Origin of the sequence: Pseudoalteromonas sp. SG43-4, assembly GCF_014164325.1 — a bacterium.
Taxonomy (GTDB): domain Bacteria; phylum Pseudomonadota; class Gammaproteobacteria; order Enterobacterales; family Alteromonadaceae; genus Pseudoalteromonas; species Pseudoalteromonas distincta.
This window is the reverse complement of the sequence record NZ_JACJFB010000001.1, coordinates 270,484-294,170: the sequence shown is the minus strand read 5'-3', so window position 1 is coordinate 294,170 and position 23,687 is coordinate 270,484. Positions and strand designations below refer to the sequence as shown.

At 38.2% G+C, this 23,687-nt stretch carries 23 protein-coding genes and 1 tRNA gene; 12 read left to right on the top strand and 12 right to left on the bottom strand.

Features of this window, described 5'->3' with window-relative positions; all coding sequences use genetic code 11:
- Window positions 1–193 precede the first annotated feature (193 nt).
- Window positions 194–1,630, bottom strand: coding sequence for a pyruvate kinase (pyk, locus tag H5160_RS01340; RefSeq protein WP_024596643.1), 1,437 nt, complete (start codon window positions 1,628–1,630; stop codon window positions 194–196).
- Between the two features lie 377 nt (window positions 1,631–2,007).
- On the opposite strand from pyk, the gene gndA reads away from it, so the two are divergent.
- Entirely contained in the window at window positions 2,008–3,381 is a 1,374-nt protein-coding gene (gene gndA, locus H5160_RS01335) for an NADP-dependent phosphogluconate dehydrogenase (RefSeq protein ID WP_182736472.1), read from the top strand.
- A 68-nt stretch (window positions 3,382–3,449) separates the two neighbouring features.
- On the opposite strand, the gene ansA is transcribed toward gndA, so the two are convergent.
- Together ansA and sppA are read right to left on the bottom strand one after the other, a co-directional pair.
- Complete coding sequence (gene ansA, locus H5160_RS01330) at window positions 3,450–4,460, bottom strand: asparaginase (protein WP_002962901.1); 1,011 nt, start codon at window positions 4,458–4,460, stop codon at window positions 3,450–3,452.
- Window positions 4,461–4,542: 82 nt separating this feature from the next.
- Window positions 4,543–6,408 (bottom strand): signal peptide peptidase SppA, encoded by a 1,866-nt coding sequence (sppA, locus tag H5160_RS01325; RefSeq protein WP_182736095.1) that lies wholly within the window; start codon window positions 6,406–6,408, stop codon window positions 4,543–4,545.
- A 219-nt stretch (window positions 6,409–6,627) separates the two neighbouring features.
- Between sppA and H5160_RS01320 the strand changes: the two genes are divergently transcribed.
- The 7 genes from H5160_RS01320 (at window position 6,628) to H5160_RS01290 (ending at window position 11,990) form a co-directional block, all read left to right on the top strand.
- Window positions 6,628–8,589, top strand: a complete 1,962-nt coding sequence (locus tag H5160_RS01320; RefSeq protein WP_182693919.1) for an FAD-dependent oxidoreductase — start codon at window positions 6,628–6,630, stop codon at window positions 8,587–8,589.
- Window positions 8,590–8,682: 93 nt separating this feature from the next.
- On the top strand, window positions 8,683–9,366 hold the full coding sequence (locus H5160_RS01315) for a DoxX family protein (RefSeq protein WP_182693918.1): 684 nt from the start codon (window positions 8,683–8,685) through the stop codon (window positions 9,364–9,366).
- 129 nt (window positions 9,367–9,495) lie between these two features.
- Window positions 9,496–10,044, top strand: a complete 549-nt coding sequence (locus H5160_RS01310) for an NAD(P)H nitroreductase (RefSeq protein ID WP_182736470.1) — start codon at window positions 9,496–9,498, stop codon at window positions 10,042–10,044.
- Window positions 10,045–10,247: 203 nt separating this feature from the next.
- A complete protein-coding gene (locus H5160_RS01305) occupies window positions 10,248–10,625 on the top strand; it encodes a hypothetical protein (protein WP_024596649.1) in 378 nt (125 codons plus the stop codon).
- Between the two features lie 144 nt (window positions 10,626–10,769).
- Window positions 10,770–10,860 (top strand) — tRNA-Ser (locus H5160_RS01300).
- Between the two features lie 53 nt (window positions 10,861–10,913).
- A complete protein-coding gene (locus H5160_RS01295; protein ID WP_182736469.1) occupies window positions 10,914–11,300 on the top strand; it encodes a hypothetical protein in 387 nt (128 codons plus the stop codon).
- A 69-nt stretch (window positions 11,301–11,369) separates the two neighbouring features.
- Window positions 11,370–11,990 (top strand): FKBP-type peptidyl-prolyl cis-trans isomerase, encoded by a 621-nt coding sequence (locus H5160_RS01290; protein ID WP_002962890.1) that lies wholly within the window; start codon window positions 11,370–11,372, stop codon window positions 11,988–11,990.
- A gap of 361 nt (window positions 11,991–12,351) precedes the next feature.
- On the opposite strand, the gene H5160_RS01285 is transcribed toward H5160_RS01290, so the two are convergent.
- Window positions 12,352–14,721 (bottom strand): TonB-dependent receptor domain-containing protein, encoded by a 2,370-nt coding sequence (locus H5160_RS01285; protein WP_182736468.1) that lies wholly within the window; start codon window positions 14,719–14,721, stop codon window positions 12,352–12,354.
- A 215-nt stretch (window positions 14,722–14,936) separates the two neighbouring features.
- On the bottom strand, window positions 14,937–15,326 hold the full coding sequence (locus H5160_RS01280; RefSeq protein ID WP_182736467.1) for a YkgJ family cysteine cluster protein: 390 nt from the start codon (window positions 15,324–15,326) through the stop codon (window positions 14,937–14,939).
- Between the two features lie 280 nt (window positions 15,327–15,606).
- On the opposite strand from H5160_RS01280, the gene H5160_RS01275 reads away from it, so the two are divergent.
- On the top strand, window positions 15,607–15,786 hold the full coding sequence (locus H5160_RS01275) for a hypothetical protein (protein ID WP_002961145.1): 180 nt from the start codon (window positions 15,607–15,609) through the stop codon (window positions 15,784–15,786).
- A 199-nt stretch (window positions 15,787–15,985) separates the two neighbouring features.
- Window positions 15,986–16,414, top strand: coding sequence for a hypothetical protein (locus H5160_RS01270; RefSeq protein WP_002961147.1), 429 nt, complete (start codon window positions 15,986–15,988; stop codon window positions 16,412–16,414).
- Window positions 16,415–16,672: 258 nt separating this feature from the next.
- Here H5160_RS01270 and H5160_RS20350 read toward each other — a convergent pair whose 3' ends face one another.
- The 4 genes from H5160_RS20350 to H5160_RS01260 all read right to left on the bottom strand — a co-directional run bounded on the left by H5160_RS20350 (window position 16,673) and on the right by H5160_RS01260 (window position 18,518).
- Window positions 16,673–17,083, bottom strand: coding sequence for a hypothetical protein (locus H5160_RS20350; RefSeq protein ID WP_259416312.1), 411 nt, complete (start codon window positions 17,081–17,083; stop codon window positions 16,673–16,675).
- A gap of 96 nt (window positions 17,084–17,179) precedes the next feature.
- Window positions 17,180–17,389 (bottom strand): alpha/beta fold hydrolase, encoded by a 210-nt coding sequence (locus tag H5160_RS20345; protein WP_259416310.1) that lies wholly within the window; start codon window positions 17,387–17,389, stop codon window positions 17,180–17,182.
- A complete protein-coding gene (locus tag H5160_RS20340; RefSeq protein ID WP_259416308.1) occupies window positions 17,376–17,546 on the bottom strand; it encodes a hypothetical protein in 171 nt (56 codons plus the stop codon). The genes H5160_RS20345 and H5160_RS20340 overlap by 14 nt, the downstream gene beginning before the upstream one ends.
- A gap of 561 nt (window positions 17,547–18,107) precedes the next feature.
- Entirely contained in the window at window positions 18,108–18,518 is a 411-nt protein-coding gene (locus H5160_RS01260) for a hypothetical protein (protein WP_182736466.1), read from the bottom strand.
- Between the two features lie 285 nt (window positions 18,519–18,803).
- On the opposite strand from H5160_RS01260, the gene H5160_RS01255 reads away from it, so the two are divergent.
- Window positions 18,804–19,277, top strand: coding sequence for a hypothetical protein (locus H5160_RS01255; RefSeq protein WP_182736465.1), 474 nt, complete (start codon window positions 18,804–18,806; stop codon window positions 19,275–19,277).
- Between the two features lie 27 nt (window positions 19,278–19,304).
- Entirely contained in the window at window positions 19,305–19,892 is a 588-nt protein-coding gene (locus H5160_RS01250) for a DUF1287 domain-containing protein (RefSeq protein ID WP_182736464.1), read from the top strand.
- 35 nt (window positions 19,893–19,927) lie between these two features.
- Here the strand turns inward: H5160_RS01250 and yfaE are convergent, their stop codons facing one another.
- The 3 genes from yfaE to nrdA form a co-directional block, all read right to left on the bottom strand.
- Entirely contained in the window at window positions 19,928–20,200 is a 273-nt protein-coding gene (gene yfaE, locus H5160_RS01245; protein WP_182736463.1) for a class I ribonucleotide reductase maintenance protein YfaE, read from the bottom strand.
- Window positions 20,200–21,330, bottom strand: a complete 1,131-nt coding sequence (gene nrdB, locus H5160_RS01240; protein WP_002961159.1) for a class Ia ribonucleoside-diphosphate reductase subunit beta — start codon at window positions 21,328–21,330, stop codon at window positions 20,200–20,202. Before nrdB ends, yfaE begins: the two co-directional genes overlap by 1 nt.
- A 65-nt stretch (window positions 21,331–21,395) precedes the next feature.
- Window positions 21,396–23,678, bottom strand: coding sequence for a class 1a ribonucleoside-diphosphate reductase subunit alpha (gene nrdA, locus H5160_RS01235; RefSeq protein ID WP_002961160.1), 2,283 nt, complete (start codon window positions 23,676–23,678; stop codon window positions 21,396–21,398).
- Window positions 23,679–23,687: the final 9 nt, after the last annotated feature.

Below are 23,687 nucleotides of genomic sequence, written 5' to 3'. Positions count from 1 at the left end.
TACTTAGTTATTTTGCGGGGCTAACGTGTCGCTACCTGTGTTAAAAAATTCTCATTTACGACTGCATGGATGCAGAAGGTAGAGCAATGCAGGAGCAATTGCCGAGAACAACTTAATAGCGATTTTTTGAATAGCTATCAACACGTTTTTCTATCCTCAAAATAGATCACTTAATTAAGCGAATTGGTATTAATTATGCGACAGTTACAATTTTCATTGTGTTAGTTGCGCCCACAGTTTCCATTGAGTCACCGTGAGTAATAATTACTGTATCGCCAGACTGTAAAGAACCTTGAGAAACTAAAGTATCAAGTGCCGCTTTTACCATACCGTCTTTTTCAGTTTTTGTAGAATCAAAAAATACTGGGTAAACACCACGATAAAGTGCTGTTTGACCTAATGTACTCGCATGGCGTGAAAGCGAGTAGATTGGTAAGCCAGAGCTGATACGTGACATTAATTTAGCCGTGCTACCAGATTCAGTAAGCGTGATGATAGCTTTAACAGAATCTAAGTGATTAGCTGCATACATAGCAGAAAGTGCGATAGATTCTGCATTGTTAGAAAAACGACTATCTAAACGATGCTTAGAAACATGCGTTTCTTTTTGAGATTCAGCACCTAAACAAACACGTGCCATAGTTGCAACAGTTTCTTCAGGGTAATCACCAGCAGCTGTTTCAGCTGAAAGCATTACAGCATCTGTTCCATCAAGAACAGCATTTGCAACATCCATAACTTCTGCACGTGTAGGCATAGGGTTATCGATCATCGATTCCATCATTTGCGTTGCTGTAACTACAGTACGGTTTAATGAACGAGCACGACGAATAATTAGTTTTTGCTTGCCCATAAGAGCTGCATCACCAATTTCAACACCTAAATCACCCCGGGCAACCATTACAGCGTCAGACGCTAGAATGATGTCATCAACAGCTTCTTGTGTTTCAACGGCTTCAGCACGTTCAATTTTTGCAAGTAGTTGTGCTTTTGAACCAGCAGCTTCAGCAAGTGAGCGTACGTAGCGCATATCGTCGCCACTACGTGGGAATGATACGGCAATGTAATCTACGTCAATTTCAGCGGCAGTTATTAAATCTTCTTTATCTTTTTCAGTAAATGCTGGAGCAGTTAAGCCACCACCTAAACGGTTAATACCTTTATTGTTAGATAAAACACCGCCAACAGTTACAGTACAATGTACTAAGTGCCCAGCTACTTCATCAACAGTTAGTTGAATAAGGCCGTCATTTAGGAGTAGTAAGTCGTTAGGGCTAACGTCGTTAGGTAATTCTTTATAATCAATACCTACAGAGTTAACATCGCCTTCGCCTTTTTCCATTTTTGCATCAAGAGTGAACTTTGCACCCACAGAAAGCGTTACTTTACCTTCTTTAAAAGTAGAAACGCGGATTTTAGGGCCTTGAAGATCAGCAAGAATAGCAATATGCTTGCCTAATTTTTTTGCAATATCGCGTACAGCTTGCGCACGGTCTTTATGATCTTGGGCAACACCATGTGAGAAGTTTAAACGTACTACATTAGCCCCAGCGATAATAATTTTTTCTAAGTTGTTATCTCTATCGGTAGCAGGTCCAAGGGTAGCGACTATTTTCGTGCGTCTTAGCATCAATTTCTCCTGTTTGCTTGGTGAAAGCATGTTGACGTTATTTTGTTGAATTAAAACATCTATATTAGATTAAAATATTTTAATTATGTGCAAACTTCAAAGGTTTGCCACTATTTTATACAAAACTATTGTGTCATCATTATGACACCGGTGTCAGAATGCGTCAATGATCTTAATTTCAATTAGCGTTGCTTTTAGTCACCCCGAGAGCATTGATGTTTGATATAATTACGTAGCTTATTTATCTGTAATAAAAAAGCATGTTGTATGGGCTCATAGTTAGTATTTTATGACTGTATGAGTATAATGCACGCGGTATTATTTAATTTATACATTGAATTTTCTAACCAAATAGTTGTTACCGAGGAGGACACTAGATGCAAGTTGCATTAGTAGGGTTAGGCGTTATGGGAAAAAATCTTGCCCTAAACTTGATTGAAAAAGGGATAACGCTAGTCGCTTATGATAAAAACCCACATGCGGGTGAAGAGTTACTAAGTTGTGCCAAATCACAAGGCATGGCTGATAGGCTTCACATTGTCTCTGATTTAAGTGACATGGTAAGGCGTTTAGAGGCACCTCGTTCTATTTTATTACTTGTTCCTGCTGGTGAGTTAGTTGATACAGTTTGTAATGAACTTGTAGAGGCCGGCGTTAATTGTGACGATATGATAGTCGATTGCGGCAATAGTAATTATAAAGACGGTATAACGCGTAAACTCAAATACCAAAATAAATTTGAATTTGCCACTATGGGAATTTCTGGCGGTGCAGAAGGCGCTCGCCATGGTCCTGCAATGATGGCAAGTGGTTCTGAAGGTGGTTGGGAACGTATTGAGCCATGGTTTGAAAAAGTAGCTGCTAGCTATAATGGCGACTCGTGTTTTGCACGTGTTGGTCAATCAGCAAGTGGTCATTTTGTAAAAATGGTTCACAACGGTATTGAATACGCACTGATGCAACTTATTGCAGAAGTTTACCAATTACTTCGTTTAGGTACTAATCGTTCTCCAAAAGAAGTAGCTGAGATATTTAATGACTGGTCAGAAGGTCAATTAAATAGTTACTTACTGTCTATTTCTAGCCATATATTGTCACTTGAAAATCATAATAATGTACCGCTTGCGGACTTAATTGATAATAAAGTTGGCGCTAAAGGTACTGGTCTTTGGACTGCGCAAAATGCACTCGAACTTGGTATTGCTGTCCCTTCACTTGTTGCTGCTGTTCAAGCTCGTCATTTAACTAATGCATGTAACACAACGGCTGCACAAGAGATGACATATGCATCTAAATCAACGAGCAATGTTGAAATTGATTTAGAAGAGCTAAAAGACGCGTTCTTACTTGCAAGCTTACTTGCGTATCGTCAAGGTCTGGCGCTAATTAAAGGTGCATCACGTACTCATCAGTGGAAAGTAGATTTATCTAAAACGCTTCAAACGTGGCGCGCTGGTTGTATAATTCGTGCTGACTACCTTGATAGCGTTGCACAAGGTGTTGAATTTATTGACACTCTTGAAAAAGAGTCTAACTCTTTGCGAAAAATTACCGGTCAAGCAATAATGACTGGTTTAGCATTCCCTGTATTGGGAGCTACACAAACGTATTTAGCAACATTAACTACACCGAGTAATGGGCATTTAGTTCAAGCCCAGCGTGATTACTTTGGTGAGCACGGCATAAAAACCCACAGTGGTGAAATGTGTCATTTAACTGATTTAGTAGATATAGACGCTAAAGTTAGATAAAAAACAGTTGTTTAAAACGATAAAGGCACGCTATTTAGCGTGCCTTTTGTATTTTTACAGGCTAAAAATTAACGGCTCAACTCACCACGTAAGTTATCTTGCATTAAATGACGAATCGTTTCGACTTCAAGCTTTTGGCTAAATAAATAATGTAACTTAGTTAAACATGCTTCAAGAGTCATATCGTACCCACTTATTACACCAATATTTAATAGCGCATTACCTGTTGCATAGCCACCCATGTTTACATGACCTTTTAAACACTGAGTTAAGTTAACAATTACGACGCCACGTTTACTTGCTTCTTCGAGTATTGACAAAAAGCTCGGATCTTGTGGTGCATTACCTACACCAAAACTCAGTAGCACCAGTGATTTAATATTGCCATTGACCAAGCTTTTAACTACCTCTTGGCTAATGCCAGGGTACAAATAAAGCACCCCGATAGGCTGAGGTGTAATAGGTGTAACTTGCAGCTCATTTTCAACATATGGGCTAAGCTGCCCCTTAATAAGTTGAATATTAATACCCGATAACGCTAAGGGGTCTAGATTCGGCGAGGCAAAAGCATTAAACCCATCCGCGTGTGCTTTAGTTGCTCTATTACCTCTAAACAGTTGGTTATTAAAAAAGAGACTTACTTCAGCAATAGGATAATTTGCAGCTAAATACATGGCATTAAGTAAGTTTACTTGGCCATCAGAACGTAATTGTGAGAGCGGAATTTGTGAGCCGGTTACAATCACTGGTTTAGTCAAATTTTCGAACATAAATGACAGCGCTGAGGCTGTATACGCCATAGTATCAGTGCCATGGAGCACCACAAAACCATCATAATCTTGGTATTTATCTTTGATATCATTAGCAATGAGTTGCCAATGCTCTGGTGACATGTCTGAAGAATCTATAAGAGGGCAGTATTCGTGAATATCAAACAAAGGCATTTCATCACGATTAAATTCTGCGTTATTCACTACGGTTTCTGTTAAAAAACCTTCAGCTGGAATATAGCCTCGACTCGATTTTTTCATACCTATAGTACCGCCAGTATAAGCGATATAAATGCGTTTACGTTTCATAAAAAAAGCCCAGTAAAAAAACTGGGCCTAGTATAACGTTAAGCAGCTTTAAATACAGCTGATTAGGTGAAGCTATGCACTTTTATTGTGCAACGTTACACACTAAACAGCGTGCGTATACACCTTGTGGATCGTTGTAATCTTTAAGGTTTTCAACTTCAGTACTTAATTGGTTAATAACACTTTGTAAATTAGCTTGTGTTGCTAACACAGATGTTTTTTGTGTTTGCAAACCAAGCATTGATTTAATAGACGCATTACCAAAAATGTTTTGAATCATTTTTTCTTGCGAGCTTAAATCTTGTTTAATAGTTTTAACTTCATAATGATTAAGTTTGGCAAGTGCAGCAGCGGCTTCAATCGCACCTTGTTTGTCGCCTAGCTTATCAACCAAACCTAGTTCAAGTGCTTGAGATGCAATCCATACACGGCCTTGGGCAATTTTGTCAACCTGCTCAGGCGTCATATTACGCGCATCAGCAACAACATTTAAAAAGCGACCGTATGCTTCCTCAACGTTCATTTGAATTACTTGACCCATCTTTTCATTTAGTGGACGAGTGATAGAAAAGCCAGCCATTTCGGTTGTTGCAACGCCATCTGAATAAACACCAATTTTCGATAAGGTTTTCTCAAATGTCATAAACGTACCAAATACACCAATTGAGCCTGTAATTGTACTTGGTGCTGCCCAAATTTCGTTTGCAGCAGAGGCAATCCAATAACCACCTGATGCAGCCACAGAACTCATTGAAGCAATAACAGGTTTACCAGCAGCCTTAAGGGCTAATACTTCAGCACGAATAACTTCAGAGGCAAACATACTACCGCCACCAGAGTCTATACGTAGTACAACCGCTTTAACTTTATCATCTAGGCGTGCTTTACGAAGTAGGGCGGCTGTAGAGTCACCCCCAATTTCGCCTGCTTTACGCTCACCATCAACAATCGTACCTTTAGCAACAACTACCGCTACTTTTTCGGTAATAGGGTTATCAATTTCAATAGGCGGTTTAATTAAGCTTAAGTATTCACGAAATGAAACTTGCTTAAATGTCTTACCATCTTCTTGTGTGCCTACTAAATCAATTAATTGTTTACGAACTTGCTGATTTGTTTTTAAAGAGTCAACCCACTGGTGATCAAGTGCATATTTACCTGCATCGCCATCGGCAGCTTTCATTTTTTCTAGATATACGTCCATTGTTTCGTCAAAATTTGACTCATCAAACGGGCGAACAGCGGCAACATCTTGTTTGTATTCGCTCCAAAGAGCGCCTAACCAAACGCGGTTAGCTTCTTTAGCTGCTTCAGACATGTCGTTACGAATAAAAGGTTCTACTGCTGACTTAAATGTACCAACACGGAAAATATGCTGCGTTACTTCAAGCTTTTCAAGTGCATCTTTAAAGTAAAGCGGGTACATGCCATAACCTTCAATACCTACGCTGCCGTATGGGTGCATAGCTATTTCGTCAGCATGCGATGCAATATAGTATTGTGCTTGAGTATAGTAATAACCCGATGCAATTACTTTTTTGCCAGCTTGCTTGAAGGCATCAATAGCCTTTGTAATTTGCTTAAGTTTATTTAAATGTGCTTTAGGCATCTCTTGTAAATCAAGCAATATCACCGAGATACGATCGTCTTTAGTCGCTTCGTTTATTACTTCAACAATATCGTCGAGTAATATTTCGCTTGGTGCTTCAGAACCAGAAGTTGCATCACTAATTGCGGCTTCAACTGGGTCTATATATGTTTTCTCTTCAACAATAGGGCCATTTAAGTTAAGCCTGAGTACAGAGCCATTTTCAACTATTATTTGATCATCGTCACTTGAGAGTGACACAAAGAAAACAATTACCAGTAATAAAAACAAAATGTTTAGTATTAAGCGACGAGAAAAATTAATTCCAGCCCAAATACCTTTAAATACCTTTGCTATCAAAATAGCTCCTTAATTTGGTACAGTTAATACATTAGTTCCATCTTAGCCTAGAATAAAAATAAATTTAACTGCTAAATCGTAACGAAGTGTTTATGAACCTATATAAACGTAAGTTTTTACAGCTATTTTTAATTAAATGCATGCACATATTGCTTATTACTTGCCATTAAAGCAGAATTAGCTAATGTATACAGGTTAGACCAGTTAACGGGGCACAAGATGTTAGAACAACAATTACAACTAAAACACACACAATTACGTAACCGCTTGGTTATGGGCTCAATGCATACAGGCCTTGAAGAGGGCTGGCATAACCGCAAACGCTTACGTGCATTTTATGAAGCACGTGCAAAAGGTGGCACCGCGATGTTAATTACAGGCGGATACAGCCCTAATTTACGTGGCAAGCTAACACCTATTTCTTCCTCATTTAATAGTTATTACGATGTGTTTAAGCATCGCGCTTACACAGATGCTGTGCATAAACACGGTGGAAAAATTTGTTTGCAATTATTACATGCTGGACGTTATGCATACCATCCTTTCAATCAAGCACCAAGTGCAATAAAAGCACCTATTAATCCTTATAAACCTAAAGCGATGTCGCTTGGCTCGATTAAAAAAACAATTAAAGACTTTGCGCATTCTGCCTATATGGCTGAAAAAGCCGGCTACGATGGCGTAGAAGTCATGGGTTCTGAAGGGTATTTGATTAATGAGTTTATGGCGCCTCATACCAATAAACGCGATGATGAGTTTGGTGGCAGCTTAGAAAATAGAATGCGACTTGCACTTGAAATAGTTAAAGCTGTAAGAGCAAAAGTATCTGAAAAATTCTTAATTATTTTTAGATTGTCGGTCATTGATTTGATTCCAAACGGTTCAACACCAGAGGAAGTTGTTATTCAGGCTACCGAACTTGAAAAAGCGGGTGTTGATATATTTAACACTGGTATTGGTTGGCACGAAGCGCGTGTACCGACTATTGCGAGTATGGTGCCACCGGGTGCATTTAAAGAAGCATCAAAGCGTTTAAAAGACGTAGTTAATGTCCCTGTGATTGCTGTTAACCGAATTAATACTCCAGAAATTGCTAACGATATTTTAAATGCAGGCGAGGCTGATTTAATTTCGATGGCACGTCCATTATTAGCTGATCCTGAGTTTTTTAATAAGTACGTAAACAATCAATCTAAACAAATCAATATTTGTATTGGCTGTAACCAGGGTTGTCTAGATCACGTATTTAAAAATAAACGTGCTACGTGTTTAGTTAATCCACAAGCTGCATTTGAGCTAGATTACCCGCTAGAGCAAGCAGCTAAAGCTAAAAATGTATTAGTTGTCGGTGCAGGTCCTGCTGGTTTATCAGCAAGTTGTTACTTGGCTCAAAAAGGGCATAACGTCACGTTAATTGATCAAAAATCGCAAATGGGCGGTCAATTTAATTTAGCCATGCAAATACCGGGTAAAGAAGACTTTAACCATACACTTACTTACTTCACTAATGAGCTCGAGCGATTAAAAGTAACTGTGGAGCTTAGTAAAGCTTACGACGATTCAATGCTTAAAGATTATGATGATATTGTTTTTGCAACAGGCGTTAGGCCGCGTGAAGCCTCTATTAAATGTAGTGATGATAAGCGTGTGTTTGCTTATGACGAAGTCATACGCGGCGAAGTAGAACTGGGCAAATCAATCGCTATTTTAGGTGCTGGCGGTATTGGTTTTGATATGGTTGCTTTTTTAAGTGAACATACATCACAATCTATTAGCGAGTTTAAAACGCAATGGGGGATTGAGTGTGATGCACAACCTCATAAAGACGAGCGCCAATTGTATATGTTAAAACGCAGTTCGGGTCGTTTTGGTAGTGAGCTTGGTAAAACCACTGGTTGGATACATCGCCAAGTTGCTAAACAGCATGGTGTTAAACAAATTGCTGACTGCCAATATCAAAGTTTTGATAAGAATGGGTTAACAATTAATGTTGCTGGAGAAGTTCAAGTACTGCCGGTAGATACTGTTATTGCGTGTATTGGTCAGGTTTCTAATAGCGAAGTGCTAGAAGGTTACACAGATAACGCAAAAGTGCATGTGATAGGCGGAGCTAAATTGGCTGCTGCAATTGATGCTAAACGCGCTATTTTTGAAGCTCTACAAGTGGCGAGAAGTATTTAACCTTTGTAAATAAATTGAAATAGTTTATCAATCTATACGGTCTTTTTTGTTTATAGTCTATAACTTAATAAACATTGAACACACAGGATACGCATGAATAAACTAATCAGTTTTTATAACACAATATTGGGTAAACTATCGTTTTTAGATGGTTTACCTGCTTTACTATTTCGCTTAATTTTAGCTCCCGTTATGATCATCGCAGGTTATAACAAACTTGCTATAAGTACTGAAACAGAAGGCTTTCTAAATAACTTTTTAGCATCGCCTGATGTCGTTCAATGGTTTGGTAATAGTGAATGGGGTTTAGGCTTACCGTTTCCTGATTTACTAGCCTTCTTAGCTGGATGGAGTGAATTTTTAGGTGGTTGGTTGTTATTATTTGGCCTTTTAACTCGCTTAGTCAGTATCCCGCTTATGTTCACAATGGTTGTAGCGGCTACTTCAGTACATTGGCATAACGGGTGGTTTGCAATAGCGCCGACTAATCCAGAAACAAGTGCTGCGCAAGTACTTGATTGGTTATCTATCCCAGGTGCAAAAGAAAGCCTCGAAAACTCATTAGAAGTACAAGACAGGATAGGAAAAATTCGAGACTTAGTTGAAGAGCACGGCTTTCCTGATTACCTATACGAAAAAGGTAAACCATCTATTTTAAATAATGGCATAGAATTTTCGGCAATTTATTTTGCTATGCTCTTAAGTTTATTTTTTATGGGCGGTGGGCGTTTTGTTAGTTTTGATTACTGGTTAAAGCGAAACGTTATAAAAAAATAGCGCATTAAATGTATTTTATTAACGGCTGCATAGTTGACCCTTTGCGGCCGTTTTGCATTTTAATTTCTCGGTATTTATTATTTAAGGTTTTAAATGTTACTCTATCGTTTTGAATTTTGAGGAATCGTTATGAACGCTATCGAGCTTTTACTTACTCGCCAATCAGACTCTAAACTAACAGAGCCGGGCCCTACGCCTGAGCAGCTCGACATAATTAAGCAAGCAGCATTACGTGTTCCTGATCATGGCTGTATAGCACCGTGGCAGTTCATCATTGCTCAAGGTGATGCACGCAATAAACTGGGTGAAATTTACCATCAAAGTGCAGTGGCAGAGCAACAGACAGAAAAAGTAATTAACCGTGCTAAAGAGCTTCCCCTTCGTGCGCCTATGATTGTAATCGCAATTGCTAAATATCAAGAACACCCAAAAGTTCCTCGTATCGAGCAGGTACAAAGTGCAGGCTGCAGTGTATTAGCAATGCAACAAGCTGCATTTGCTCAAGGTTTAGGTGGTGTTTGGCGCACAGGTTACTTTGCACAAAGTAGAGCAGTCAAAAAAGCGCTTAACTTACATGAGCAAGATGAAATTGTAGGGTACTTATACATAGGTACTCCTCAAGTTGAGTGTAAAAAGTCACCTCGCCATAAACCAGGACATTATTTTAGTAATTTGTGAAATAGTATGAACTTTATGCAATATGCATAGTCATAATTCATTAAGGTTACTAAGAGTAATATAAAAGAGTTAGTGGTTTGGCTGTGAGAAGCGCTTGGAAGCACAAAAGTTAATAATTCTTCTTCAGTTTGTTTTTTAATCGGTTGTTTTTTGATACATTATGGAAAGTCTTAATAAAAATAACGATAAAGAAGACGAAAACAATGGGAAATTTATTTTTACAGGAAAAAGAAAACTGGCTTGCGTGGTCAATTTGGGGAATTGTTGGTGCTTTTGTAACCTTGTATGTTGCAATGAGTACAAATGCAGCGCATTTTATAGCAGGCTCTGCAATAGGTATGCTAATACTGTTAACTTTGTGGATGCAACAGTCTAAACGTTTTGACTTTGGACGGGCATTTAAAGTGTGTTGTTATGTTTTAGCGCTAAGTGTACTCCCCGCTTTTATGTTTGTAATAGTGCCAAGTGATGATTTAAATCGATTTGACTTAATTTTTCAAAGTGTAACATTCGCGGCATTGAGTTTATTGGCTTGTTTAATTTGTTCTTGGATTGCTCGCAGGCCTAAACAATATTACTGAGTATTGAATTAATAAGCGTGTTGAAGTAATTAGCTTAACAAAAGAGCAATGTGACTTGTTTTTAATCGTTTAATTATTATTTACGATTAATTTATATTTAGCTCTTTACAAGTAACACGTTTAACCATATTATTCGCGCCGTACGGAGAGATGGCAGAGTGGTCGAATGCACCGGTCTTGAAAACCGGCATGGGTTTATAGCCCATCTAGGGTTCAAATCCCTATCTCTCCACCATTATTTAAAAAAACCGCCTTATAGGCGGTTTTTTGCTTTGTGGAGTTTAATTAATGACTAAAGCAACGAACCTATCAACCTCACAGCTATTAATAAAACATCTTTTATTATGGGTGGTATTTGGTTACTGCTATCAAAGTGCTATTAGCTTGTTGGCAAAAATGGCGGTCGACGCACAGCCAGAATATCCATTAATTACCGCTTTTGCTTATGGTCTTGGTTTTAATATTTTGGCTGCCCATCTTATTACTAAATATGATAAACATTGGCCAGTAATTGGCTCTACTTTTATTGGTTTAGTAGGCTTAGTTGCAGTGCCATTTTTATTGTCTGGTGAATCTGGATTATTAGCTATTCCTTTACTTGTTGGAATTTTATTCACTTTACCGCTTTGTAGTTATATTGTTGGCCTAATTAAGCTAAAACTCAGCAAAAACTAGCCCCAAACGGGGTTTATTTTGTGATAGCATATACGTGTCTTTTAACTAACAAAACGTGAAAAACACATTATGTCAGATAATTTTACTACAGATGCTGAAAAAGCAAGTTACGGTATTGGCTTACAAATGGGTGAGCAACTTAAGTCTAATCCTTTTGAAGGCTTAAACCTAAATTCAGTATTTGAAGGCATGAAAGATGCGTACGCTGGTAGCGCATTTCAAGTTGAGATCCCTGAGATTCAAGCTGCATTCGAAAAGATTAACGAAGAGATCCAAGCTCGTCGTGAAGAAGAATCTAAAGTACTTTCTGCCGAAGGTATTGCATTCTTAGAAGAAAACGCAAAACGTCCTGAAATCACAGTAACTGAGTCTGGTCTTCAATATGAAGTACTAGCGACTGGCGAAGGCGAAAAGCCAACAGCTGAGTCTACAGTACGTGTTGATTACCACGGTACACTAATTAACGGTACTGTGTTTGATAGCTCATACGAGCGCGGTCAACCAGCTGAATTTCCAGTTGGTGGCGTGATCAAAGGCTGGACTGAAGCATTACAAATGATGCCTGTAGGTACTAAATGGCGTATCTACGTTCCTCATGAGCTTGCTTATGGTGAACGTGGCGCAGGTGCTGCAATCGCACCTTTCTCAACGCTTGTATTTGACGTTGAACTACACGAAATCATTTCTTAATTTAAATAAATTTTAAAATTAAGAGTTTAAAAAGCCGTATTCAATCTGAATACGGCTTTTTTGTGTCTGTAATCTAAGTGTTTTATACCAATTCGATTAATTAAGTGATCTATTTTGCGCTAAGAAAATAGGGTTGATAACAAGGCAAAAACTTTTTTAACTAATTGTTATCACTAATTGCTCCTGCATTGCTCTACCTTTTGCATCCATGCAGTCGTATATCATAATTTTTTACGCAGTTAGCGCAAAGTTTAATCCCTTGAATTGATCAAGTATTATTGCCGATCGATATTATATATTCTAAAAATAAAAAAACCGCATTAATAAAATGCGGTTTATAAACTAAAACTACTTTTAATTATTAAAAATAGCCACGAACACCAAAGCGGAAGTTTCTGCCTGGTAGTGGGGCTTTATCTTTAATAAATGAGCTATGTACAAAACCTAACTCATCAGTAATGTTATCAACGTTTATATACAGCTGTGCATCGACACTGCCTAAACCTAATTGGTAATTAGCTTGTGCATCAAATAACGTATAGCCATCAGTTTGAGTTTCAAAGGCAGTTACATCGTTTTGATCAAAGTAATGAGTACCCGTTAATGTTAGTTGTAAGTCACCTAAATCGTACTGTAACTCAGAGCCTAATTTATTGGCTGGAATACGCGGTAGGTTACCTTCATCATCTTTAAGTTTTGCACGAGTTGAGTCACCAAATACTTTAACCATAGCGCTTGGTGTTACTTGGTAATGCGCGTCAAACTCAATTCCATAAAGCTCTGCGTCTTTACTTGTAAATTGATAAACCGCAACAGCATCGTCATGTGCACCAATAGCTGATTCTAAACCATCTTCTTCATCGTAAACTAACCCCGTATTTTCTTGAAAATAAAAGTTTTTGATATCGTTATAGAAAAAGTTAACGGTGTAACCAAAATCACCGCTAAAGCGTCTAAAGCTTAAATCTAAGTTTGTTGAAGTTTCCTGCTTGATATTTTCTGGCTCAAAATGCGCTTCATTATCTTCAATATTGTAACCAAGGCCTAGCTCGTAAGTGCCAGTTGCAATGTGTAAACCGTTAGATAAAAGCTCTGCCGAAAGTGGTGCTCGTTCTGAATGAGAAATACTCGTAGCGATACTATGACCCGGCTTGTATTGCCAAATGGCACCAGCAGAGGCACTTAAATTGGTAAAACTTTCATTATACCCAATGGTTTCTTCGTCGCTGTGATCTATTTCTACTTCATCGTGGCTATGCTCGTGTGCCGTGATTTGGCTTTCAATTTTGTAATCTTCAACACGTGCGCCAAGTTCAATTGTAATGTCGCCAAATTCACGCTCTTCTAGTAAATATAATGCGTTAGTTGTAGTTACACTTGCGGGTGTAAAGGCTTCTTCACCAATTGCATCGTAGTCAGAATCGCTGTAGTGATAGCCCATCATTCCGTGCCAATCAGCAAACTTATGCTCTACATTTAAACGTGCTTCAGTCGTTTTATTTTTAAAAGTAGTACCAATTTCGCCATCTTCAATTTCGCTGTGCGAGTAATCTGTGTAGCCAACACGTAGGTTAATGGTTTCAATCCAGTTATTATGAAGGGCGTAACTTACAAGCCCTTGCCAGCGATCTTGCTCTAAATGTGCATAAACCGGCTCTTCAGCTGCTTCGTCTTCATGTTCTGCATGCTCTTCTTCAGTTTCACCTTCGTGATCGTGATGATGCTCATGCCCAGGAATCCCGTAATCGGTATCAATGCTACCGTAAGAAAAACCAACCGTTAGGTGCTCTCCAACATAGCTAGTACCAAAGTTAAGCGTTTCGCTATCAATAAAGGTGTTCTCTACTGAATCTTCTTTTTCGACATCGCCATCATCATCGGTGATAGTAAAGTTTGGTGTTTGGTAATCATCGCCGCTGCGTTTTGTACCATCAAAATGAAAGTTAAAACCCTCATTACCGGTTTCAAGTTTTGCAGCAACTGTATTTGCGTTAGATACAGTATCGTGGCTGTATTCAGCTGCACCTGTAAGCTCGTCGATATTGCTAGTAGGAATACGGTTATCAACCACGTTTACAACGCCACCAATTGCACCAGAGCCATAAAGTAGGGTGCTTGGACCACGTAATACTTCAATTTGTTCTGCCGCTAGGCTGTCGCTTGATGTCGCGTGGTCTGGACCAATACGCGATGCATCGCTGGCATCTAATCCATTTTGTGTGATTTTAACGCGAGGGCCATCTAAACCGCGAATAATCGGGCTTGATGATACTGGGCCAAAGTAACTTGCATTTACGCCGGGTAAACCTTTAAGAGTTTCGCCAAGTGTTGGTTTAGATTTATTTCTTAATTCATCACCTGAGAGCACGCTTACTGGCGATATCATTTCTAAGCTGTTTTTATGAAGTGCAGAGGCATAAACAACCACTGTTTCAACCGATGTTGGTTTAAGTGACACAGACAGGTTGTTTGAAGATTCGGTAACAGCAATACGAGAGTCTATGTAGTTGTCTTTACTAATATGTAATTGGCTGTTTGCATCGATTTCGATAGCAAACTCGCCTAAATCATTACTTTTTACGCTTTGGTTTTTGCCATGAACATGGATAGAGGCATTTTTAATTGGTTGATTTTTATCATCCATTACTTTACCAGTAACAGTTGCAGCCAAAGCTGATTGAGAACATAAAACAGAAAAAATAGCAGAGGAGATTAATGTTAACTTTGTCATGGATATATTGGTTCGTGGTTATTATGTTGTGATATAATATAACACCGCAAAATTAACGAATCAACAATGTTATAGTATAACTTTGTATTTTGCGATGAATAATCTAAAAATGACGATTAAGCCAATACTATAGAAATTCAAATAATAGGTTTGTGAATAGAAAACTTATCCATATGGCCGAATAACTCATAGCCCTAGCTGGTAAATCTATATATTTAATAGCGGCTATCTATCATTATCGCATCTAGTTTATGCTGCGCTCTTGTCTGGTTTGTTATATCTACAGATTCAATCATTTCGCATTCGTCGCGGATCATCTCCGAAATAAGGCTAGGGTAGTGGCGGCAGTCTTCTGGGCGGTCGAGGTAAATGCTGCAGGTATACATGTTTTTAGCGAGAGGATCTTTTTTGGGCGCAATTTCTAAAAATGGGCACACTTGAAGTCTTAAGCCTGTTTTTGGGTCAAACCAAATTTCGTAGTTTTTAACGTACTCATAAATTTCGGGGTTAAAGAGCTCCCATAAATCTATTTCTTCTTTCGTTGCGCTTAAGTCGCCGCCACCATATTTAATACAGCATTTACCACACTGGTTGCACTCTTTCATAATTTGCTAATTTAGTTGGCTGTTAACACATTTAAGTTAGCTATTAGTGTAGCACCAAATTTATTATTAACGCTCTACTGAATTGCCCCATTGTTTGCTTTTTGGGTGTGTAAAAAAGTTAGATACAATAACTTAAGTTAAAACCCCTTGTTACATTTTATATAGTACAGGCTTTATTTAATGCTTTACTCTAAGGTGGCGAAAAATATTATGAAACCTGCTTGGGCAGCTGTGTAGTTATTAAATGTTGCTGAGCGGGATCCCTAAGTAGGATGTAATTATGAAAGAAGCTGTTACTAAGTTAAAAACAGAATTTAATGCAAAGTTATTATATTGGAACAACCTCAAAAGTAGCAAAGCCAAAGCGGCAATCATCTTATTATTTATAGTTGTCATTGCACTTAAAGTGTTTACGACCATCTTTACGTTGGATTGGGTTGCAAGTTTATTCAGTGTGTGAGGTTACTAAGAGTAATTGCGATAAAGTTTAATTACAGTGTGTTTAACGCCTACGCGATGTTCATTATTAATGTATTATTACGCTATACACCAAATTAAATAAATCAGTTGTTTAAATACATTTTATAATGACTGTAATGATACATTTTAGCTAAATTGAGTCAGTAAATTAGTTTAGTTGCACTAAAGGATAACCAGTGATGATGAATACAAAAATATATAAAGCGGTACATGACCTAGCAGAAGATTTAATGGCGGCGGCTAACAAAAATAACCGAGAAAAATTTGAATCTTTATTTGCTCAATTAAAAGCGATTTGTATTGAAAACGAAAATACCTCAAAAGATCACCCAGTACAATGGGAAACTTTGGCTGATTTTACCGAAGAGCTAGAAGAGGCAATCACGACTTATGAAAAAGCATTAGAAAAGTCTGTTGCGATTAATAACAAAGATCACATGTCATCAGTTTCTTTTTCAATGGCTACACTGCAGCTAGAACTTGGTCAAAAAGACGAGGCTATTAAAAATCTTCAAAATGCTAAGGTTAGTGCTAATAAAATTGAAGATAAAGAGCTTAAAGCTGAAATACACGATCTACTAGAGTCACTTATTGAAGAAGAAGGTTAAATACTTAAAATTTACTAGCTCAGACTTGATCTGACAGTTACCCATATTAAATACTATTTCTTTGGATTTAGCTTAAGTTAGTACAATTTAATGAAACGCTGATGGTTTATACCCTCAGCGTTTTTTATTTCCGCTATTTATAGCTTATCCATAAAGTTCACAATGTACTTTGCAATCTCAATTGGTTTTTCTTCAACACTAAAGTGTCCTGAATCGAGTAAATGTATTTCAGTGTTCGGTACATCTTTTAAATATGCTTTAGCGCCTGCGGCTATAACGCAGGGTCGTTTTTACCCATACAATTAATGTTGCTGGTTGGTACTTGCGTAAATAAGCTTGCCATTTAGGGTAGTCGAGAAGGTTATTGTAGTAATCTTGTAGCAATTGTACTTGAATTACTCTATCGGATTTAGTTTGTAAAAAGTGAAGATCGTGCGTCCAGCTATCAGGGCTCATTACTTCTGGGTTACTTTGTACGTCTCGTAAATATTGCTTATTAATAATGGCTTTATTAGACGTGAACGAATAAATTTTATCACTCTGCGCTTGTGATTTGTCCTCATTCGCGGCTTTAAAAAAAGCTTGCCTCGGTAGGGTTAGCCCCTCTAAATACGCATTACCATTTTGTACAATAAGTGCATCAAGTTTATTTGGGTTATTTAACAACATTCTAAAGCCCACAGGAGCTCCAAAGTCCTGTATATAAAGGCTGTAGTGCTTTACTTTAAGTGTTGTTAGTAATCCTTCAACGTATTGAGCTAGAAATTAAAAAGTATATTTTTGAGTTTTTGGGTTTGGGCGTGCGCTATAACCAGAGCCTAAATAATCAGGTGCAATCACATGATAACGACCTGATAAGAGTGGGATGAATTCTCGGTAGCTGTGTGAAGACGACGGATACCCATGTAAAAGTACAATGGTTTGCTTATGCTGCGCGCCAGCTTCTCGGTAAAATATCTTTTTACCATTTACCATTTACATTTGCATATTTGTAAGTGGTTTTTGAAGGCCATACAGCATCAGCGGCATATACTTGAGCGGTAAACGTAGATAATGAAACTAATAAAAACACAATAAATGAGACGATGTGAGCAGGTTTTACTTTAAGGCTTTTTTGTATATCTAGGGGCATAGGTAAACTCGTTATTTTTGGTAATGTCGCTTTATTTACCAGACCTGTTATTTACACATTTATATTCAGATAATAACGCTGTAGTTTCACAGCAAAGAAGTGCACAGCTGGAGTAAGTGCAGCTTCGGACCTTACAAGATACTGATGAGCCAATAGTGGGCTAGGGCGTTAGCTCTTTATTGGCCGCTTTTTTGTATTTGAAATAGCTTATTAAATAAACGGCTATTGGAATCGTTGGGCTTAAAAATATGTGAGGATGGAAATAGATACCACGTTCGTGATACAGAAACATATATAACACGAGCGCAAACGTTGAAGGTAAGGGGAAGGTGATTGCACCGTGCCCAACAGCAGCAAATAGTGTCCACGAGAAAACACTAGGCCAAAGCACAGCTCTGATGTAAGCACCTTTATTAGTCGCTTTAGCCTTTTTAGCGTAATTACGTGAAACAAAATAAGATATTACCGTTGGAAACAAAGTTAAAATGACACTTAACAGTATAAGCATAGTGATTCAATTCCTTTTGATATTATTTGCATAACCCAGTTTTTCACAATGTGTTAATTGGTTTGAGTTAATACCGTTTTTAAAGCAGCAATTTGCTTAATTTCATCAGCTGTTAATGCTTGATATAACCTAGGATAGGGCCAACCATAGCCCCATCTGAAAGTCGATGGTATATAAGGGCTGCCACCAAATCGAACTCCAGCAAGCATAATGTTCGCTATACTCGTTTCGCCGGCTTCAATAACACACTGTTGCAAGGCTTTATCTGCTTCTAAACGTTGCCAATAAGTGCCACCTTGCCAGTAGGCGTAGTCGTGCGCTTTACAACATGCAAGCCACAACTTTTTATCTTTTGTCGTGCCGTCCGGAAAAACACTACAGCCATCTGATGTGAACGGTTTTATATTTTCAGCATTTACTCTATTACTTAATATGACCAGTAAGACAATGGAACTGAAACGCATTATTTTCATACGAAAGAGTGTATTAGTAAAATTATACATGATTTTAAGTGTTACTGTTTTAGTTACAAATAATAACACTTTAAAAAGTATAAAAAAGGTTTTTACTGTTTATAGACCGGTTATGATAATTTTGATTTAGAGCTTTGTGTTTAGATATTCTATGCGTTCTATTTTCTTCGCTAGTTGCGAGGCGTTAATACTAAAAGTGCTGGTTAAAAAATTTACTAAAATATTAGATTAAGGTTTACACATGGTGTGTTGCATTTGTACTTTAGGAGAGAAGCTGTGCTAGAACAAATAGAAAATTGGATTGACGCTACAAATTTAAAATACAGCAGTCAAAAAGTGAGTTGTGATAAATTCAGTAATGAATTTTATGGGTTTTATCCTACCGAATTTTTAGAAAATGTATTTTATGTTGTGGTTGATAAAATCCCAAAACCTGATTTCCCAGTCCTACGAGATATGGGGTTAGGCGATTTTGTAGATATGGATGCAGCAGGTATCACGTATAAAAATACCTATTACCTACTTCCTGAGGTTGCAAAAGATTTGAGGGTTCATTTTCATGAGCTTGTGCATGTAGCGCAGTGGCTTAAACTTGGTCCAGACGCGTTTATGATGCGTTACATTAGTGAAATCCAACATGTAGGATATAACGACGCTCCGCTTGAAAAAATGGCATATGCGCTGGATACGCAATTTGCAAGTAAAGGCAATAAAATAGACGTTCTTAGGCACGTAGCCCAAACGCTGTAACTCAATTTTAGATTTAAAGGAGTTTATATGTACATAATTATTGGGTGTTTACTTACTTTAGCGTGTATTAATAGTAATGCAGCATCGTTTGAAGAAGATATTGTTTCAGCTCTGCTTGAGCGTACAACTCATGATGTGACTTACGACGGCGCTTATCGCTCTATTGGCTACCCTGGTGGGGATGTACCTAAAAATATAGGTGTGTGCACCGATGTAATAATTAGAAGTTACAGAAAGTTAGGTGTTGATTTACAGAAACTCGTGCATGAAGACATGCAAAAAAACTTTGCGCTGTATCCATCTAAACGTATTTGGGGCTTAACTAAGACTGATAAAAATATAGATCACCGACGTGTTCCAAATTTACAAGCTTACTTTGAGCGCCATGCAAACGTATTAAGTAAATCCAACAAAGTGAGTGATTATAAAACCGGTGATATAGTAACGTGGATGTTACCAGGTAATTTACCTCATATAGGTATGGTGATTAATGAGTTATCTCAAGATACGGGTAACCCACTTATTGTGCATAATATAGGGCGTGGTCCGCAAAAAAGCGATATGCTTTTTGATTATAAAATTACTGGACATTACCGGTTCGTTCCACACTATTGATAAGTTTAATAAACGATGGATGTAAGTATTGATTTTTATTTCAGATCAATACTTACATTGCCATTGGGTTTACAGCAGCACAACAGTATTTCGCCTTCGCGTACAAACGCAAGTGGCTCTTCGTTATACTCAACACAGCCTGACACTAACGTTGCTCTACAAGCGCCGCAATAGCCTTCACGGCATTGGAATGCGACGTCTATTTTCATGGATTCTAAGCAGTGTAAAAGAGAAGGGCAGCCAGCGGTAAATTCTATACACTGGCTGTTTTCTGCAAGCGTTATGCTTGCAGTAGACTTGCTACTCATTATAAATCAAAATCACCAAATTCTGATGCATCAACTTGAGAGTCAATTTGACCAACAAGGTATGAGCTTATTTCTGCTTCTTGTGGTGCTACTTGCACGTTATCAGACACTAACCACGAGTTTATCCACGGGATAGGGTTACTGTTATTTTCAAACTGTGCTGGCAAACCAATCGCAGTCATACGTGCATTGGTAATGTATTCAACGTACTGACATAAAATATGTTTATTTAAGCCAATCATCGAACCATCTTTAAATAAGTATTCGGCCCACTCTTTTTCTTGCTCTGCAGCATCAACAAACATTTTAATTGCTTCGTCGCGGCACTGGGCAGCAACAATCGCCATTTCTGGATCGTCCTTACCGTCTTGCATAATGTTTAAAATATGCTGAGTACCAGAAAGGTGAAGTGCTTCATCGCGTGCAATTAGCTTGATGATTTTAGCGTTACCTTCCATTAGCTCGCGCTCAGCAAATGCAAACGAACATGCAAAACTTACGTAAAAGCGAATCGCTTCAAGAATATTTACTGACATCATAGCCAGGTAAAGTTTCTTTTTAAGCTCAAATAAATTAATGATAACTGTTTTACCGTTAATCTCGTGTTTGCCTTCACCGTATAAGTTGTAAAGCGATACAGAGTTAATTAAGTCATCGTAGTATTTAGTTACGGCATCAGCACGTTCGCTAATTTTATCGTTGCTAACAATGTCATCAAAAATAAGCTCAGGTGCTTGTGTTACGTTACGGATAATATGCGTGTATGAGCGGCTGTGAATTGTTTCACTGAACGCCCACGTTTCTATCCATGTTTCAAGCTCTGGTAGCGATACAATTGGAAGTAGAGCCACGTTTGGCGAACGACCTTGTACACTATCAAGCAGTGTTTGGTATTTTAAGTTGCTTAAAAATATATGCTTTTCGTGATCTGGTAATGCTTGAAAGTCTAAACGGTCTTTACTTACATCTACTTCCTCAGGACGCCAAAAGAAAGACAGTTGCTTTTCAATTAACTTTTCAAAAATTGGGTATTTTTGTTGGTCGTAACGAGATACGTTTACAGTTTGGCCAAAAAACATTGGCTCTTGCATTTGGTTATTATGGTTTCGGCTAAAAGTAGTATAAGACATGTTTATCACTCAAAAAACTATCAGAAAAAGCGGGCTAAATGCCCGCTTAAAATAAAAATCAGCAGTTATATTTTACACGCGCCGCCTTCACAATCGTCATCTTCCACCTCTGGAGCATCTTCTTGTGAATCTGAGGCGCCGTCGCGAGTATTGTGGTAATACAAGGTTTTAACACCTAGTTTGTACGCGCTTAGTAAGTCTTTTAATAAGACTTGCATAGGTACTTTACCGCCTTCGAACTTGTTTGGATCATAATTTGTATTTGCAGAAATTGTTTGGTCAACAAATTTTTGCATTATGCCAACAAGTTGTAGATAACCATCGTTTGATGGAATGTCCCATAGTAGCTCGTACTGATCTTTTAAACGCTCATACTCAGGAACAACTTGTTTTAAAATACCGTCTTTACTTGCTTTAACGCTAATATGTCCACGTGGTGGCTCAATACCGTTAGTTGCGTTAGAGATTTGCGACGATGTTTCTGATGGCATTAATGCACTTAGTGTTGAGTTACGCATACCGTGCTCTTTAATACTTGCACGTAGTGTATCCCAATCAAGATGAAGTGGCTCATCACAAATTTTATCTAAATCACGTTTGTACGTATCTGTTGGCATAATACCTTGTGAATACGTTGTTTCGTTAAACTTAGGACATGCGCCACGCTCTTTAGCAAGCTCGTTTGATGCTTTCATTAAGTAATATTGAATAGCTTCAAAGGTTTTATGTGTTAATGCATTAGCGCTGCCATCAGAATAACGTTTACCGTTTTTAGCTAGGTAGTATGCGTAGTTAATTACGCCTATTCCTAGTGTACGACGACCCATAGTTGCATTTTTAGCAGCCGGTACAGGGTAGTCTTGGAAATCAAGTAAGTTATCAAGTGCGCGTACTGCAAGTTCAGCTAGCTCTTCAAGCTCATCAAGTGACTCTATTGCACCTAGGTTAAACGCAGAAAGTGTACAAAGGGCAATTTCGCCTTCTTCGTCATTCACGTTATTAAGTGGCTTAGTTGGCAATGCAATTTCTAAACATAAGTTAGATTGGCGAATTGGCGCAACTTTAGAAATAAATGGGCTGTGTGTATTACAGTGATCCACATTTTGTAAATAAATACGACCAGTACTTGCACGCTCTTGCGCAAACATAGAGAAAAGCTCAATGGCTTTAATGCGTTTTTTACGAATAGACTCGTCTTGTTCGTATTTAACGTAAAGTGCGTCAAACTCAGCTTGGTCTTCAAAAAATGCATCATAAAGGCCAGGCACATCTGATGGGCTAAATAATGTAATGTAATCATCTTTAATTAAACGAGAGTACATTAATTTATTAAACTGTACGCCGTAATCTAGGTGGCGAACGCGGTTGTCATCTACACCACGGTTATTTTTAAGTACAAGTAGGTTCTCTACTTCTAAATGCCAAAGCGGGTAGAATAATGTTGCTGCGCCGCCACGTACACCACCTTGTGAACAACTTTTAACCGCTGTTTGAAAGTGCTTATAAAAAGGGATACAACCTGTGTGATACGCTTCGCCGTTACGAATATGGCTACCTAGCGCACGTATTCTACCTGCATTAATACCAATTCCCGCACGTTGTGAAACGTATTTAACAATAGCTGACGACGTTGCATTGATTGAATCAAGGCTGTCGCCACATTCAATCAATACACATGAGCTAAACTGGCGAGTAGGCGTACGTACACCCGACATAATTGGCGTTGGTAGAGATATTTTAAATAAAGATACTGCATCGTAAAAACGTTTAATGTAATCAGTACGTGTTTCACGTGGGTAATCTGAAAATAAGCTTGCTGCAACTAAAATATATAAAAACTGTGCACTTTCGTATATTTCACCCGATACACGGTTTTGAACGAGATACTTACCTTCAAGTTGCTTTACAGCAGCGTAGCTAAAGTTAAGATCGCGAGAATGATCAAGGTATGCATCAAGCTCATCTAACTCTTGCTCTGTGTAATCTACTAGTAAATGAGCATCATAGCGTTTATCGCCAACCATTTTTGTTACGTGGTCAAATAAACGTGGTGGCTCAAATTGACCGTACGCTTTTTTACGTAAATGGAATACAGCTAAACGTGCAGCTAAGTATTGATAATCAGGCGATTCTTTTGAAATCTGATCCGCTGCTGCTTTAATGATGGTTTCGTGAATGTCTTTAGTACGAATACCGTCGTAAAACTGAATGTGCGACTTTAATTCAACTTGCGAAACCGAAACGTTATTTAAACCTTCGGCGGCCCACTCAATAACGCGATGGATCTTATCCAGATCAAGAGGCTCTTTACGCCCGTCACGTTTGCTTACAGATAACTGTTGGTTCATTTGCCTGTA